The 14,752-nt window shown below is 60.9% G+C and carries 16 protein-coding genes; 2 read left to right on the plus strand and 14 right to left on the minus strand.

Features of this window, described 5'->3' with window-relative positions; translation table 11 throughout:
* Positions 1 to 32: 32 nt before the first annotated feature.
* The 14 genes from AC07OO_RS01685 to AC07OO_RS01750 all read right to left on the minus strand — a co-directional run bounded on the left by AC07OO_RS01685 (position 33) and on the right by AC07OO_RS01750 (position 12,272).
* A complete protein-coding gene (locus AC07OO_RS01685) occupies positions 33 to 482 on the minus strand; it encodes a DUF3052 domain-containing protein (RefSeq protein WP_495080321.1) in 450 nt (149 codons plus the stop codon).
* Complete coding sequence (locus tag AC07OO_RS01690) at positions 451 to 954, minus strand: DinB family protein (RefSeq protein WP_495080322.1); 504 nt, start codon at positions 952 to 954, stop codon at positions 451 to 453. Before AC07OO_RS01690 ends, AC07OO_RS01685 begins: the two co-directional genes overlap by 32 nt.
* An 8-nt stretch (positions 955 to 962) precedes the next feature.
* Positions 963 to 1,358, minus strand: coding sequence for a nuclear transport factor 2 family protein (locus tag AC07OO_RS01695; RefSeq protein ID WP_495080323.1), 396 nt, complete (start codon positions 1,356 to 1,358; stop codon positions 963 to 965).
* A 37-nt stretch (positions 1,359 to 1,395) separates the two neighbouring features.
* Positions 1,396 to 2,460: a serine hydrolase domain-containing protein gene (locus AC07OO_RS01700; RefSeq protein WP_495080324.1), complete on the minus strand. Its 1,065-nt coding sequence runs from the start codon at positions 2,458 to 2,460 to the stop codon at positions 1,396 to 1,398.
* A 46-nt stretch (positions 2,461 to 2,506) separates the two neighbouring features.
* Positions 2,507 to 3,613: a serine hydrolase domain-containing protein gene (locus AC07OO_RS01705; protein WP_495080325.1), complete on the minus strand. Its 1,107-nt coding sequence runs from the start codon at positions 3,611 to 3,613 to the stop codon at positions 2,507 to 2,509.
* A complete protein-coding gene (locus tag AC07OO_RS01710) occupies positions 3,610 to 3,972 on the minus strand; it encodes a GFA family protein (protein ID WP_495080326.1) in 363 nt (120 codons plus the stop codon). Before AC07OO_RS01710 ends, AC07OO_RS01705 begins: the two co-directional genes overlap by 4 nt.
* Before the next feature lie 59 nt (positions 3,973 to 4,031).
* Positions 4,032 to 4,526 carry a hypothetical protein gene (locus AC07OO_RS01715; protein WP_495080327.1) on the minus strand — a complete coding sequence of 165 codons (495 nt, stop codon included), beginning with the start codon at positions 4,524 to 4,526 and terminating at the stop codon, positions 4,032 to 4,034.
* Positions 4,527 to 4,611: 85 nt separating this feature from the next.
* Positions 4,612 to 5,577: a tRNA dihydrouridine synthase gene (locus AC07OO_RS01720; RefSeq protein ID WP_495080328.1), complete on the minus strand. Its 966-nt coding sequence runs from the start codon at positions 5,575 to 5,577 to the stop codon at positions 4,612 to 4,614.
* A 164-nt stretch (positions 5,578 to 5,741) separates the two neighbouring features.
* Positions 5,742 to 6,458, minus strand: a complete 717-nt coding sequence (locus AC07OO_RS01725; RefSeq protein WP_495080329.1) for a glycosyltransferase family 2 protein — start codon at positions 6,456 to 6,458, stop codon at positions 5,742 to 5,744.
* Between the two features lie 54 nt (positions 6,459 to 6,512).
* Entirely contained in the window at positions 6,513 to 8,081 is a 1,569-nt protein-coding gene (ahpF, locus tag AC07OO_RS01730) for an alkyl hydroperoxide reductase subunit F (RefSeq protein ID WP_495080330.1), read from the minus strand.
* 217 nt (positions 8,082 to 8,298) lie between these two features.
* Entirely contained in the window at positions 8,299 to 8,862 is a 564-nt protein-coding gene (gene ahpC / locus AC07OO_RS01735) for an alkyl hydroperoxide reductase subunit C (RefSeq protein WP_495080331.1), read from the minus strand.
* Positions 8,863 to 8,982: 120 nt separating this feature from the next.
* Entirely contained in the window at positions 8,983 to 10,260 is a 1,278-nt protein-coding gene (locus tag AC07OO_RS01740; RefSeq protein WP_495081754.1) for a DUF3422 family protein, read from the minus strand.
* Between the two features lie 4 nt (positions 10,261 to 10,264).
* Positions 10,265 to 11,776: a tripartite tricarboxylate transporter permease gene (locus tag AC07OO_RS01745; RefSeq protein WP_495080332.1), complete on the minus strand. Its 1,512-nt coding sequence runs from the start codon at positions 11,774 to 11,776 to the stop codon at positions 10,265 to 10,267.
* Positions 11,777 to 11,789: 13 nt separating this feature from the next.
* Complete coding sequence (locus tag AC07OO_RS01750) at positions 11,790 to 12,272, minus strand: tripartite tricarboxylate transporter TctB family protein (protein ID WP_495080333.1); 483 nt, start codon at positions 12,270 to 12,272, stop codon at positions 11,790 to 11,792.
* A gap of 153 nt (positions 12,273 to 12,425) precedes the next feature.
* On the opposite strand from AC07OO_RS01750, the gene AC07OO_RS01755 reads away from it, so the two are divergent.
* Complete coding sequence (locus tag AC07OO_RS01755; protein ID WP_495080334.1) at positions 12,426 to 13,370, plus strand: ABC transporter ATP-binding protein; 945 nt, start codon at positions 12,426 to 12,428, stop codon at positions 13,368 to 13,370.
* Between the two features lie 45 nt (positions 13,371 to 13,415).
* Positions 13,416 to 14,741: an ABC transporter permease gene (locus AC07OO_RS01760; protein ID WP_495080335.1), complete on the plus strand. Its 1,326-nt coding sequence runs from the start codon at positions 13,416 to 13,418 to the stop codon at positions 14,739 to 14,741.
* The last annotated feature ends 11 nt before the right edge of the window (positions 14,742 to 14,752 follow it).

Below are 14,752 nucleotides of genomic sequence, written 5' to 3' on the forward strand. Positions count from 1 at the left end.
AATTTTCTAGCACCCCATAGACGGACTTTTTTTCAGCGCAACTCCTTGCGCACCACGAGCTTGAGTCCCGACCACACCTCGGTGACCGCGCAGACTTTGATATCGACAAAACCCAAGGGCAATGCCAGCTCGCGGATGGTGTCTTCCGTCACCGTGGTCGGAACCTTGGCCGACTTCTTGGGCCAGGAGACCCACAGCGCCGCATCCACCTTCAGCGCCTTGCGCAGTGAGCCCAAGGCCTTGGCCAGCACGCCTCTGTCGGTGACGAAGATGTGCGCGATGTCGATGCTGGCATCCGCATGCCTGGCAAACTGCACACCGGGCGGCAACGGCGCCAAGAGCTTCTCGTAGTCCTCGGGGGCATCGGCCAGCAGGACGCGATACGCCTCCTTGATGCCCAGCTTTTTGGAAAGCGGGGTTCCGGAATAGCCGGGCGTGCCCGATGGCATATCAGACATGCCGGCGCGAGGGTTCGCGGACATGCAAGAACTTGGTCAGCAGATCGCGTGGCGGTGCCACCGAAATGTCTTTCAGTGTCTGGCCCACATTGCCGCGGTGGTATGACCCGTGGTTCAGCACATGGAACAGCATCTCCTCGCGGGTCATCGTCCCCGAGTCACCGTCGGTGAAGCGGAATACCAGGCCTTCCCGCAGCGCTTGATCACTCAAACCGGAAACATAGTTCTCGAACCAGGTATCCGTCTCGGCAACGGCGAAATGGAGTTCACCCAGTTCGGGTGTCTCGGGTGTGTTGGTAGCCGCATAGCCGTGCTGCTCGCCCAGCAAATGGGCGCGAAAGATCCGATCGACGACGTAGATGTGGTTGAGCGTACGAATCGCCTTGTGCAAGGGCTCGGCATGCGCGGTGGGTGATACCGAGGCCACCACATCAAACAGTTCACGATTGGCCCAGGCTTTCTGGGCAAAGAGAGACGACAGGATTTTCTGGGACATGTTTGTTCTCACTCCATGGTCTCGACAAGATGCGCCCGATTGGCTGGCGCTGCATAGGGTTCGGGCCAGTACTCGACCAGTCGCGTGATTTTGCCTTGTACGACGGTGAAGAAAGAAATCGCCTTGGCGGTCTGCACGCCATCGGTGACCGTGACCTCCGACACGGCCTCTGCATCCGAACCGAAGAGGCGATGGATCGTGAACCGCCAGGGGCCATGTGCTGGGTATTCGCTGTTCATCTGCGCAAACCGCTCTGCCCCGCGAATGCGCTCTTGGGATTGGGGCCATTCGAGCACGAAGCCGGGCGCCAGCACGGCCCCCACAGACTGAAAGTCGTTGGTAGCCATAAGGCGCCAGAAAGCTTGCGCAGCGTCAACTGCAATGCTGTGGGTTGTTGCTGCCATGTGTTCGTGTTGCGTTGGGCGCGTTGGTCTGCGCAGCCTACATCACTATCGAGAAGCGAAAGGCATTGTGCTCGGCGGGCAAGACCGCGTGCGCCACCGATGCGGCAAGGGGCATTCCGCGGTCGTTATTGGTGAAGATGGCGAATCCATCCTTGGACGCAACCGAGGCCATGGCGAAAGTGCGAAAGCCGGGGTTGTTACCCCATTGCCAAATGTAGGGGCCGCCCGGTGCGCGCTCTATGCCCCAGCCACGGCCCCACTGGAGCCCCAGCGCGGCGTCTACGTCGATGGGGCTCTCCAGCGTCAGGGCCAATATCTTGTCGTTCGCCAACAGCGCCGACATGAACTTCGCATAGTCCGCAGCCGTGGTGTACATCGAGGCTGCGGCCACAGCGTGCCGGAACCTGAGGCCCGGCCGAAACCCGAGTGCGGTCTTGCCGCGGACCAAGCGTTCTGCAAAGTCCTCCCGCCAAACCATGCTGGTATCGGACATGCCAAGTACAGCAAACACCTGCTGGCTGAGATAGGCCGAGAAGTCCTGGTTGGTGATGGCCTCCACCACCGCTTGCAACAGCACAAAGCCTTCGCCCGAGTAGCTCCAGCGCTTGCCGGGCGCCCCAGCGAAAGAGAGCGCGCCGCTGGCCCAGTTGGGCAGACCGGACGTATGGTTCAGCAATTGGGCGATCGTGACACGGCTAAGCGCATCGCTGGTGACAACATCGTGTGCGTCGTTCGCCGAGCGGGCCAATGCACTGTGAAAGTGTTTGTACCCCTGGGGTAGGTATTGAACAACAGGGGCTTGGAGGTCCAGCTTTCCAGCGAGCACCAGTTGCAGCGCGGCAAAGGCAGCGACTGGCTTGGTCAACGATGCGGCCTGGAATATGGCGTCGGCACGCGGACTCTCGGCATCGCACCCAGAGACGGCCATCGGCGCAGCGGGTATGCCAGCCCGTAGCACGGCATAGACCGACGCACACACGTCCCGGTCCTTGGCCAGCGCCGCGACCGGCTGTGCACGGAGCTGAGCGACATCACTTGCACAAGACGAGAACATGGGCACAGCGAGCCCGGCAAGCAACAGGTTTCGGCGATTGATATGCATAGGTAAGTGTGTGGAGGGATTGGCGTGGCAAGGCGTGGCTGAACGGCTATTGCGGCAGCACCAGTTGCTGAACAGAATCGACCAATGTGCGGGACCAGACATTGTCTCGGCTGCCGTTGTTCAGGTAAACAATAACGGTAGGGTCGTTGAGGTCTTTGCCAAACGCCAGACGCACGCGCACCTTGGCGCCACCATCGTGCCCGACCTCATGCCAGGCGCCGCTTTCGCCATATTCCCAGCCGGATGCGAAGTAGCCAGTGTTTCCGTTGGGAAAGGCATAGGGTTTCCACACGCGCATCAAGGTCTCGCGCGAGACAAATTGGCCTTGAACGACCGCGGATAGGAACGCAGCGATGTCGTTGGCCGTGCTGTAGAGATTGCCATGGGCACTGCTGTAAGCCGGCCAGGCGATCGGCACATCGGGCACCAGGCGCCCATTCTCACCGTGGTAGTCCGCCGCGAGTCGGTCACGCGGCACACTGTCGGGTCCGAGCCAGGTGTTGCGCAGACCGAGGGGAACAATGATGCGATCACGTACCAGCTGGCCGTAGCTGCGTCCTGTCACGGATTCGAGGATGGCCTCGATGACCAGAAAATTGGTGCCCGTGTAACGGGTCCGTGTGCCAGGTGGATCGACAAGCGGTTTATCGGCCAGATGCGCAAACACTGCGTGCAGGGATGGCGGGAATGGCTTGGCAAGGTCTGCGGCATCGTAGTACTCGGGGATACCCGAGACATGGCTCAGGAACTGCGCAACCGGTATGGCCCGCCAGGCGGACGGCAAGTCGCCTACGTAGCGCGAAGCAGGCGCACCAAGGTCCACCATCCCCTGCTCGGCAAGCTGCAAGAGCAGGGTTGCGGCGAACAGCTTGCTGACCGAAAAAACCTGAAAGATGGTTTCCGCATTGACCGGGCCTCCTCCGTCAACAGCGGTACGACCGGAAGCCAGGCGGTAGACAGGCTTGCCAGACCGCAGGATGACAACCGATTGCGCAGGGATGCCATGCTCCGCTGCATTGGCGGCGACCACGCGGTCGATAGCCGCATGCGTACTCGATTCGAGCGGCGCAGTGCAAGACGCCAGCGCCATGGCAACCACCCAGACCATCCCACATCCAACGGCTTTCGGCCAGCCGACGTGATGCGTGTTCATTCGTCCAAAAATTTCCAGGTGTCGGCGCCATCGAACTTGCGCACGCGGACCGATGCGATCAGCTTGGGATCGAAGTTGCCAAGGTTCACGCCATGTTTGCAACCCGGGGTTGGTTGCAACGGCTCCCAGTGTGTGACGCATCCGCAGGTCTTGCAATGGATGGTACGCAGCGTTTTGTCGCCCCAGATGTACTCTGCGGTGGCCTCCGGGTGCCCCGTGATTTCAACCGTGCCGAACTCAAAGTAAACCCACGGCCCACCGATGCGCCGACACTGCGAACAGTTGCAATCGGTAGCGACTTCGGGCGTGGAGGGCAATTTCATCCGAACTGCGCCACAGTGGCATGAACCTTCGTGCATGTGCAATCTCCCTGTGTGTAGAAAACCTGCCAATTAAAAACTACTGACCGCAACCGTTGTTAGCGGCCTGCGCCGATAACTGGCAAGTCAAGAAGTTCCGCAACGCGCTCCGCGTCTGCTAACGCCGCCTCCCAGTCGCTGACGTAGGCGCTGAAAGGCACCGGCTTCCCGCCTCCGCGCACGTTGATCCGAACAGCCGGATGGTAGCTCGTCCCCTTGGCACCAATCACCTTACGGACCTCCACGCTTTCCAGATCCTCGTAGGCCCATTGCGTTCGGGTGAAAGGTATGCCGAAGAACCTGCGCGTTTGTACCAAAGTTCGATCAGCCATGTTCGCGGTGTAGGCGGTTCGCACACCCGCAAACGCCAACCCCAAGCCGATCAGGAAGGTCTGAACCACCAGGGCAGCCACCCGCGTTCCGATTTCTGTTGATTCACCTTCCGATGCCTTGATAGTGCTGTAAGCAATGAACCAGAAGAACCCCGCGAGCAGCCAACCCCCAATCGAGCTGCCGGAGCGCCACACAATGACTTCGGGGTTCGATCTACGCATGACATTCTCCGATCAGCGCTGACAACTCAACGCGGGCTGGAGAAGGACTTTTGGAAAATAGCACCCCAGCCCCCGTCAAATATGACTATACCGCTACTGATTCAGTAGCACCTTCACTTTCCAATGCACCATGCAGCCGCAGCCACTGCGTCACCAACTCCGGGTCGTGCAGAGTACGCAAGTTGTCGTAGGCCTCCTGTGCCTCTGGGTACCGGTGGCGCATGAAATTGAGCCATTGCTTCAAGCGCCCGGCCTGCTGGCGGCGCTCCAGGCGGGCGACGACCAGTTGCCAGAAGCCGCCCATCAGCTGCAGTATGTCCGTCCAGGGCACCAGCGGTGCTGCGTCACCTCCCAGGTCACCACGAATGGCAAGTGCCAGCCCAGGGTCGGTCACCATGCCACGGCCCAGCATGATGCTGTCGCAGCCCGAGGCTTGGCGACAACGGCGGGCGTCGTCTACGGTCCAGATTTCGCCGTTGGCGACCACCGGGATCTTGACGGCCAAGCGGATGTCGTTGACGCGCTCCCAATACGCGGGCGGGCGGTAGGCGTCGGCCTTGGTGCGGGCGTGCACGACCAGCTCTTCGGCACCGCCCGCCTCCAACGCTTGCGCGCATTCCACCGCGCGCGAATCGTCGTTGAAGCCCAGGCGCATCTTGGCCGTTACTGGCATCTGTGCCGGCACGGCGCGGCGCACGGCACTGACAATGCTGTGCAGCTGTTCGGGGTATTGCAGCAGCATCGCACCGCCACCGTGGCGGTTGACCACCTTGGCCGGGCAGCCAAAGTTCAGGTCGATGCCATGCGGGCCAAACTCGGCCAAGCGTGCCGCGTTCTCGGCCATGCTCACGGGGTCAGACCCCAGCAGTTGCGCGCGCACCGGCACACCGGAGGGGGTGCGGCCGCCATTGGCCAGCTCGGGCATGATGCGTAAGAAGGTGCGCTCGGTCAGCAGCGTGTGGGTCACGCGGATAAACTCGGACACGCAGCGATCCACCCCACCCACACGGGTCAGGATGTCACGCAGGACAAAATCGAGAAGCCCCTCCATGGGGGCAAGATAGATGCGGGCGGGCAAGATGAAGGTGCGCTGACGGCGGTTTTGTTCTAAAGGAATGGCATGTGGGTTCTGACCCATTATCCTTTTGCCGGACTCCCTCTTCTCTCAGGTCTTCGACGTTGTGCACCATGCCAATCTCGCGTGGCGTGGCCAGATCATCGGTCTACGTCATAGTAGAAGTGATCGGCAGCAGCCCTATTCGTACCTTTCAACAAATCGCGAACCAATGAAGGATTGCGAAAGAGGTACCAATCGCCGAATGTGTCGAACTTGCGGCAGGAGGTGATGATGCCATACCTCCACAACGTGCCATAGCGGAGACCGAGCATGTTGCCGCGCCTCTTCAGGCGGGTAGCAAAGTCAAGGTCCTCAGCGCTAACAAGGCTCTCATCGAATCCGTTCAGTGCCTCAAATGTAGAGCGTTCGAACCAGAACATTCCAGCAGATACGCCCAGACGAAGCACATGTGGCACGACACGCGCCAGGCTGCAAACAATTCCAAATGAAAACCGCTCTGGAGTTATGGCACTTCCTCCGCCAACGAATCGGCCGCTATCAAATTTAGAGACCGCCGAAGAAATGGTGCCCCGCTTCACACGGCTGTCTGCGTCGATGGTGAGGACGAAGGGCTTGCTGGATGCGCGAACGGCCGCGTTTCGAACCGCAGCAATGCACTTCGAGTCTTCGACGACACACCGCGCGCCCATTTGCTCAGCAATCGCTCGGGTGCCGTCGGTGCATCGATTGAGTGCGACTACGATCTCAAGGGATACGTTGGCAAAACGGGCCGACTCGAGCAAGCTCTGGATGCAGGCACCAATCAATGCTTCCTCATTGTGCGCAGGGATGGCGACAGATACCGTGCGATCCATGTTGCTGGAGTAAAACACTTCAGGTTCAAAGTACAGGCAAACCAAGCCTGTCAATTAGGCAACCGCAGGCGTGCGAATCAGGTAATCAAAGGCACTCAATGCAGCCTTGGCACCATCACCAGCAGCAATGACGATCTGCTTGTACGGCACCGTGGTGCAGTCCCCCGCCGCGAACACGCCGGGCAGATTGGTGTGGCCTTTTGCATCTACCACGACCTCGCCGAACTTGCTCAGTTCCACCGTGCCCTTCAGCCACTCGGTATTGGGCACCAAGCCGATCTGCACGAACACGCCTTCCAGCTCCACCAGGTGCTCTTCACCGGTAGCGCGGTCCTTGTAGCGCAGGCCGTTGACCTTGCCATCGGCACCGGTGATCTCGGTGGTCTGGGCGTTGGTGTGGATGGTCACATTGGGCAGGCTCTTCAACTTGTTGACCAGCACAGCATCGGCCTTCAGCTGCTCGGCAAACTCCACCAGCGTCACGTGCGCCACGATACCGGCGAGGTCGATGGCGGCTTCCACACCCGAATTGCCGCCGCCGATCACCGCCGTGCGCTTGCCCTTGTATAGCGGGCCGTCGCAGTGCGGGCAGTAGGCCACGCCCTTGTTCTTGTACTCCTGCTCGCCGGGCACGTTGACATTGCGCCAGCGTGCGCCGGTGGACAAGACCACGGTCTTGGCCTTCAGCGTGCCGCCATTGGCCAGCTTGAGTTCGATCAGGCCGCCGGGTTGTGCTGCGGGCACGATCACGTCGGCGCGCTGCAGGTTCATGATGTCCACGTCGTAGGCGCGGGTGTGGGCTTCCAGGCCCATCGCAAACTTGGGGCCATCGGTTTCCAACACCGAGATGTAGTTCTCGATTGCCAGCGTGTCGTTCACCTGGCCGCCAAAACGCTCGGCCACGATGCCGGTGCGTATGCCCTTGCGCGCGGCGTACACGGCCGCTGCTGCGGCGGCAGGGCCACCTCCGACCATCAGCACGTCATACGGGGCCTTGGCCGACAGCTTTTCGGCATCACGCGCGGCGGCGCCAGTGTCGAGCTTGGCGACGATTTCTTCCAGGATCATGCGGCCGGAGCCAAACATCTGGCCGTTCAAAAACACCATGGGCACGGCCATGATTTCGCGCGCCTTCACTTCATCCTGGAAAGCACCGCCTTCGATGACCGTGGTCTTGACTTTGGGGTTCAAGATCGCCATCAGGCTCAGGGCCTGCACCACGTCCGGGCAGTTGTGGCAGGTGAGGCTCATGTAAACCTCGAAATTGAAGTCGCCCTCCAGCGCGGTGATCTGGTCGATGACGGGCTGCTCCACCTTGGGCGGGTGGCCGCCGGTCCACAGCAGGGCCAGCACCAGGGATGTAAATTCGTGGCCCAGCGGCAGACCGGCAAAGCGCAACGCGGTGTCAGTGCCGGTGCGTTGTACGGTGAACGATGGCTTGCGCGCGTCCTGGCCATCCAGTCGCAAGGTGATCATGTCGCTGCGCAGGCTTTGGATGGTTTGCAGCAGGCTCAGCATGTCGCGCCCGGTTTCGCTGTCGTCCAGCGATGCCACCATCTCAAACGGCAGTTTCACGCGTTCCAGGTAGCTGGCAAGCTGTGTCTTGAGTTCTTGGTCGAGCATGGTGGTTCCTTTTTCACTACTACTGTTTTGATAGCGATACACCCAGGTTTTACGATGGCTATCGCCAGTTTTTACAAACAACAAAGCCGGACGGCAAGGCGTTGCACGCCTTGACGCTGTCCGGCTTGTAACCGGGTCGAATGTTTGCGCCGACCCGCGATATTGGGGTCAGAGCCGTCTCCGCTTCGCTGCGCGGATCCGACCCCAAAATCGCTACTTAGATCTTGCCAACGAGGTCCAACGAAGGAGTGATCGTCTTGGCGCCTTCGTTCCACTTGGCGGGGCACACTTGGCCAGGGTGGGCGGCGGTGTACTGGGCGGCCTTCAGCTTGCGCACGGTTTCCTTGACGTCACGGGCGATTTCGTTGGAGTGGATTTCCAGCGTCTTGATCGTGCCGGTAGGGTCGATGATGAAGGTGCCGCGCAGTGCTAGGCCTTCTTCGTCGATGTGCACGTCAAAGGCGCGGGTCAGGGCGTGTGTGGGGTCGCCGATCAGCGGGAACTTGGCCTTGCCCACGGCGGGAGACGTTTCGTGCCACACCTTGTGCGCGAAGTGGGTGTCGGTGGTCACGATGTAGACCTCGGCACCGGCCTTCTGGAACTCTGCGTAGTGTTCAGCCGCGTCTTCCACTTCGGTGGGGCAGTTGAAGGTGAAGGCAGCGGGCATGAAAATGAACACGTTCCACTTGCCCTTCAGGGTCTCGTTCGTCACGGTGATGAACTTGCCGTTGTGGAAGGCTTCGTTCTTGAATGGCACGACTTGGGTATTGATCAAAGACATGGTTTTTTCCTCTTGAATTGCTTGTTCTGAAACTGAACAGGGTGAATCTTAGGCGTTCTGAATCATTTAGTGGGTTGATTGATCCAATGGTTTTGATTGCAAAAAGCTATTAATAGCCGTTTAGCCATGAAAAACCCGATGGTGCATGCGGCGCAGTGACCACCACACGCCGCCCGCGACCAGCGGAATGGCGGCTGCAGCCGTCAATTCGGCACTCCAGGGCCAACCCCAGTGCTGCGCGCCCTTGGCCAGGTAGCTGACCAGGCCGACGATGTAATAGGTGATGGCAGCCACCGACAAGCCCTCCACCGTGGCCTGCAGCTTGATCTGGATGTCTTGCCGGCTGTTCATCGTCGCCAGCAGGGCCTGGCTGCTTTGCTGCTGCTCAATCTCGACCCGGGTGCGCAGCAGGTTGCTGATGCGCGAGACGCGTTGCGACAGCGCGTCTTGGCGCCTTGCCGACCACGCACAGGTGCTGCGTGCGGGCGTCAGGCGCCGCTCCATGAATTCGCCGATGGTCTGCATGCCAGCCAGGCGTGACTCGGCAATGTCGGCTATGCGCTTGTCCAGCAATTCGAAATAGGCCGCGCTGGCGGAAAACCGTGAATGGGTCGCCGCATGCTGGCTCTCTACCGCGCCCGCCAGGCGGGTCAGGCGGTCCAACAGCAGGGGTTCGTCGTTGCGTGTGGCCGAGCGAATGGCCTGGGCCAGCTCGGCCAGTTCGCGCTCCGCGGAGGCCAGCACAACGGAGGCTTCGCGTGCGGCGGGCAGGCCCAACAGGGCCGCCATGCGGTAGGTTTCGATCTCCAGCAGGCACTGCACCAGACGGCCCAGGCGGCGCGGCGCCATGGTGCCGGCCAACAGCACCATGCGCGAAAAGCCGTCGGCATGCACGGCGAAGTCGGTGTAGACCTCGGCAAAACCATCGGCCACGGTAGAGGCAACCAGTGTGTCCTCGTACAACACGTTTTTGACCATGGCGCCCGACGATTCGAAGCTCGCGCTGGGCAGCACCCACAGGTGCAGGTTGGCCAGGCACTCGCCCGGCAGCGCGGCAAACCAGCGCTGGGGCACGGCGGCCAACGCGGTCTCGGGATCGCGCTCGCCAAATTGCGCCGCCGTGGGCTTGCGCATGAAGGTCCAGGTCACAAACTCGGTATGCAGCTCCCAGCGCACGCGGTAGGGGCCCATGTCCATGCGCACATGGGTGGACCCAGCCACCGGTTCGGGCAGGTGGTGGTCACGCGCCAATGCAGCCATATGGCCCCAGCTGGCCTCACGCTGGCTGGCATCACAGACCATGACCACGTGGGAAATACTGAGCGGGGCATCCATGGCCTCGGGCGGCCGGGCGTGGATCTCGTTGTGCAGCGCAACCCGCTGCGCGTGCTGGGGCATCACTTCAATCTTCAACAAAAGCTTCTTCCCGTTTGGATTTGACCGATGGCAGCAAAACCACCACCAAGAGCAAGACTGCCGCAAGCAATAGACCGGCAGAAATGGGGCGCTTGATGAACACGCTCCAATCCCCACGGAAAATCAGCATCGCGCGGCGCAAATACTCTTCCATCATCGGCCCCAGAATGAAGCCCAAGAGCAGCGGTGCGGGCTCGGCCCCCAGTTTGATGAACAGATACCCGATAAAGCCAAACAGGCCTACCAGCCAGATGTCGAAGGTGGTGTTGTTGGTGGAGTACACGCCAATCGCGCAGAACAGCACGATGGACGGGAACAACCAACGGTAGGGCACGGAGAGCAGCTTGATCCAGATGCCAATCAACGGCAGGTTCAAGATCACCAGCATCAGATTGCCGATCCACATGGACGCAATCAAACCCCAAAACAGCTCCGGGTTGTTGCTCATCACCTGCGGACCGGGCTGGATGTTGTGGATGGTCATGGCGCCGACCATCAACGCCATCACAGCATTGGGCGGAATGCCCAGTGTCAGCAGCGGGATGAACGAGGTCTGCGCACCTGCATTGTTGGCCGACTCCGGCGAGGCCACGCCGCGGATATTGCCCTTGCCCAATGGCAGTTCGCCGGGTTTCAACGGTGTCTTTTTCTCCAACGTGTAGGCGGCAAATGCCGCCATCACAGCGCCACCGCCAGGCAAGATGCCCAGCAGCGAACCCAGCGCTGTGCCACGTAAAACGGCGGGCACCATGTTCTTGAAATCTTCCTTGGTGGGCCACAGGCCGGTCACATTGGCGGTGAAGACCTCGCGCTCGCTCTCGTGCTTGCCCAGGTTGCTGATGATCTCGCCATAGCCAAACACGCCCATGGCAATGACGATGAAGCCAATGCCATCGCTCAGTTCGGGGATGTCAAAGCCAAAGCGCGGAACGCCCGAATTCACATCTGTACCCACCATGCCCAGCAGCAGCCCTAGAATGATCATCGCAATGGCCTTGAGCAGCGATCCCGATGCCAGCACCACCGCCCCCACCAGGCCCAAAATCATCAACGAAAAATACTCGGTCGGCCCAAACTGAAAGGCCAACTCGGTCAGCGGTGCCGCAAAGGCGGCCAGTATCAGCGTGCCCACGCAGCCAGCAAAGAACGAGCCCAAGCCGGCAGCCGCCAACGCAGGGCCCGCACGGCCATTGCGCGCCATCTGGTAGCCATCAATCGTGGTCACCACGGATGACGATTCGCCCGGCAGGTTGACCAGAATGGCGGTTGTGGAGCCACCATACTGCGCACCGTAATAAATGCCGGCCAGCATGATCAAGGCCGCGACCGGTGGCAGCGCATAGGTGGCGGGCAGCAGCATGGCAATGGTGGCCAAGGGGCCAATGCCGGGCAACACGCCAATGACGGTGCCCAGGAAGCAGCCAATGAAGGCGTACATCAGGTTGACCGGCGTGAACGCCACGCCGAAGCCCATCGCGAGGTTGTTGAACAAGTCCATGGAAGTCCTCGAATCAGATGAAGGCGGGCCAAACGGGGAATTGCAGATTGAGCAGCTTGATGAAAGCCAAATAGCTCAAGACCGCGAGGATGGTGGCCAGTAGAAAGGCCTCCTTGAATTTGAATTCGTCACCGGCCAGGCAGGATACGAAGGTCAGCGCATAGATACCCGCGATCAAGCCCATGGGGGGCAAATGGATGCTGGGCAGGCCACCGATCATGGCGCCAAACACCAAGTTGGCCAGGATGATGAAGATCAGCGGCTTCCACGCAAACGCACCTATCTTGTCACCGTCTTCCGTCTCCACCACCAGGGCCTTGAAGGTGATGATCCCCCCCAGCACGGCGAGCAAGATGCCCAGCACCAGCGGAAAGTAGCCTGGCCCCATCTTGGCACCGCTGCCAATGGTGTAGCCGCTGGCCCCCCACGCAAAGGCCACCCCTACACACATGAACATGAGACCGGAAAAAAAGTCTTTTTGGCTTTTGATATTCACGCAGGCATTCTCCTGAAGGTGTTCACAACGGCGTTGTACTTTTTTGCAGCGGCCCAGTGTGCCACAAAGGCCACCCCGATCCCTAAAAAAGCCGCCGCTTGCCGCCTTGTGGCTGTGCTACCCTTGCGCCCATTTCTGCAAACCCCAACCGCCATGCCCGACATCTTGCTCAGCGTCAACAACCTGCATAAATCCTTTGGCGAACGCCAGGCGGTCAAGGCCGTGTCGTTCCAGTTGGCCAAGGGCCAGACCCTGGGTCTGCTGGGGCCCAATGGTGCGGGCAAGTCCACGACGGTCAGCATGGTCAGTGGCTTGCTCAAGCCGGACCAGGGCGAAGTCACGCTAGGCGGCCACAAGGTCGCCCAGGGCAACAGCGCCGCCAAAAAAATGATGGGCCTGGTGCCGCAAGACCTGGCCCTGTATGACGACTTGTCGGCGCGCGAAAACCTGCGCATCTTCGGCGCGCTGTATGGGCTGACCGGCGCAAGCTTGAAGAGCCGCTGCGACAAGGTGCTGGACCTGGTGCAGCTGAGCGACCGTCTGGCCGACAAGCCCTCATCCTTCTCGGGCGGCATGAAGCGCCGCCTCAACATTGCCGCCGCGCTGCTGCACACACCCGAGCTGCTGATACTGGACGAACCCACGGTAGGCGTGGACCCGCAAAGCCGCAATGCGATCTTCGACAGCCTGGAAGAACTGAAGCGACAAGGCTGCGCACTGATCTACACCAGCCACTATATGGAAGAGGTGGAGCGTCTGGCCGACCACATTGTCATCATCGACCATGGTGTGGTGATTGCCGACGAATCCCCTGCCGCGCTGTACCAGCGCCTGCCGGCCCAGGCCGCGCTGCGCCTGACACCGTTGGCGCCGCTGGCCGAGCACACGCTGGATGCGCTGAAGTCGCTGGCGGCAGTGGCCGAAGTCACCGTGGACGGTGCAGACCTGCTGATTGGTTTGAGCGCCGCCGAACACGCGCAGGATGTGCTGCTGTGGCTGACCCAGCAGGGTTGCCGGGCAGCGCAGTTCTCCACCGCGCGCACCAGCCTGGAAGCCATCTTCCTGACCCTGACCGGCCGTTCGCTGCGCGACGCCTGATAGCGCCCCTCACCGCACCCCACATACCCAGAGAGCTCAACAACCATGACCGCCCTGATTGCACTGGTTCGCAAAGACCTGATCCTGTTCCTCGGTGACCGCCGCGCCCTGCTGCTCAACATCATCATGCCCATTGTGCTGGGCGCATTCTTTGGCTATTTGTTCGGCGGTGCCGGTGCCTCGAAAAATGCCAGGATCGAGATTGCCGTCGTGTCGCAAGACAACAGCACCACCAGCCAGAAGATCGTAGCCGGGCTCAAGGCCGACACCGCCTTGACCGTCGTCGAGTTGCCGCTGGAAGAGGCGCAGCAAAAGGTGCTCAAAGGCAAGCTCAATGCGGCGGTGGTCATACCCGCCGGCTTTGGCGATGCGGCAGGTGCGGCCCTGTTTGGCGTCAAATCCAAGCCTGAAATTGACGTCTATTACGACCCCTCGCAGTCCGCTGTCTTGGCCATGGTCAAGGGCATGCTGACCCAGCACGTGATGCAAACCGTCAGTGCCGAAATGTTCAGTGGCACCGGCAACCTGAAGCTCGTGGACGAAGGGATTGCAGCACTGGAGAAGGATGCCGCCAGCAACCCGCGCAGCGCCGAGGTGCAAGAATTTTTGAAGAGCGTGCGTACTTACCAAACCCGCAATGCCGCCGCACAAAGCCAGGTGGCTGCGGGTGGAACAGGTGATGGCAAGGCGCCCGAGACTGCCGGCCTGTCCATGCCCTTCAACACCGCCGACAAGCCCATGAGCGCCGGCCCCCATAAATACAACGGCTACGCCCACGCCTTTGCCGGTATGGCGGTGCAGTTCATTTTGTTCATGGGCATCGACGCCGGCATTGGTGTGCTGATGGCGCAACGCCTGGGGCTGTGGAACCGGTTGCTGGCCTCGCCCATCACGGTGCGCACGGTGCTGGCGGCGCGTGCCACGTCCGCCGCCTTGATTGCACTGGGCCTGTTGCTCTTCATCTTTACCGTGGCCAGCCTGTTCTTCCAGGTGGAGATTGCGGGCAGCATGCTGGGCTTCTTGGGTGTGGGTCTGAGCTTTGCGCTGGTGACAGCCACCTTTGGCCTGCTGATTGCCGCCTTTGGCCGCACGCCCGAGGCCGCGCGTGGCATGGCCACCTTTGCCACCTTGATCATGGTCATGCTGGGTGGCGCCTGGGTGCCGTCCTTCATGTTCCCGCAGTGGATGCAAAGTGTGACGCTGGCCGTGCCCACCCGCTGGGCCGTGGATGGACTGGATGCAATGACCTGGCGCGGACTACCGCTGGACGCGGCTATCGGCCCCATACTGGCGCAACTGGGTTTTGCGGCTCTGTTTGGTGCTTTGGCCTTGTGGAAGTTTGGCCGCCACAGCAGCAGTAGCAAGGCCTGATCCGCAGGCTT

It is taken from the genome of Rhodoferax sp. GW821-FHT07G04, from assembly GCF_059418585.1.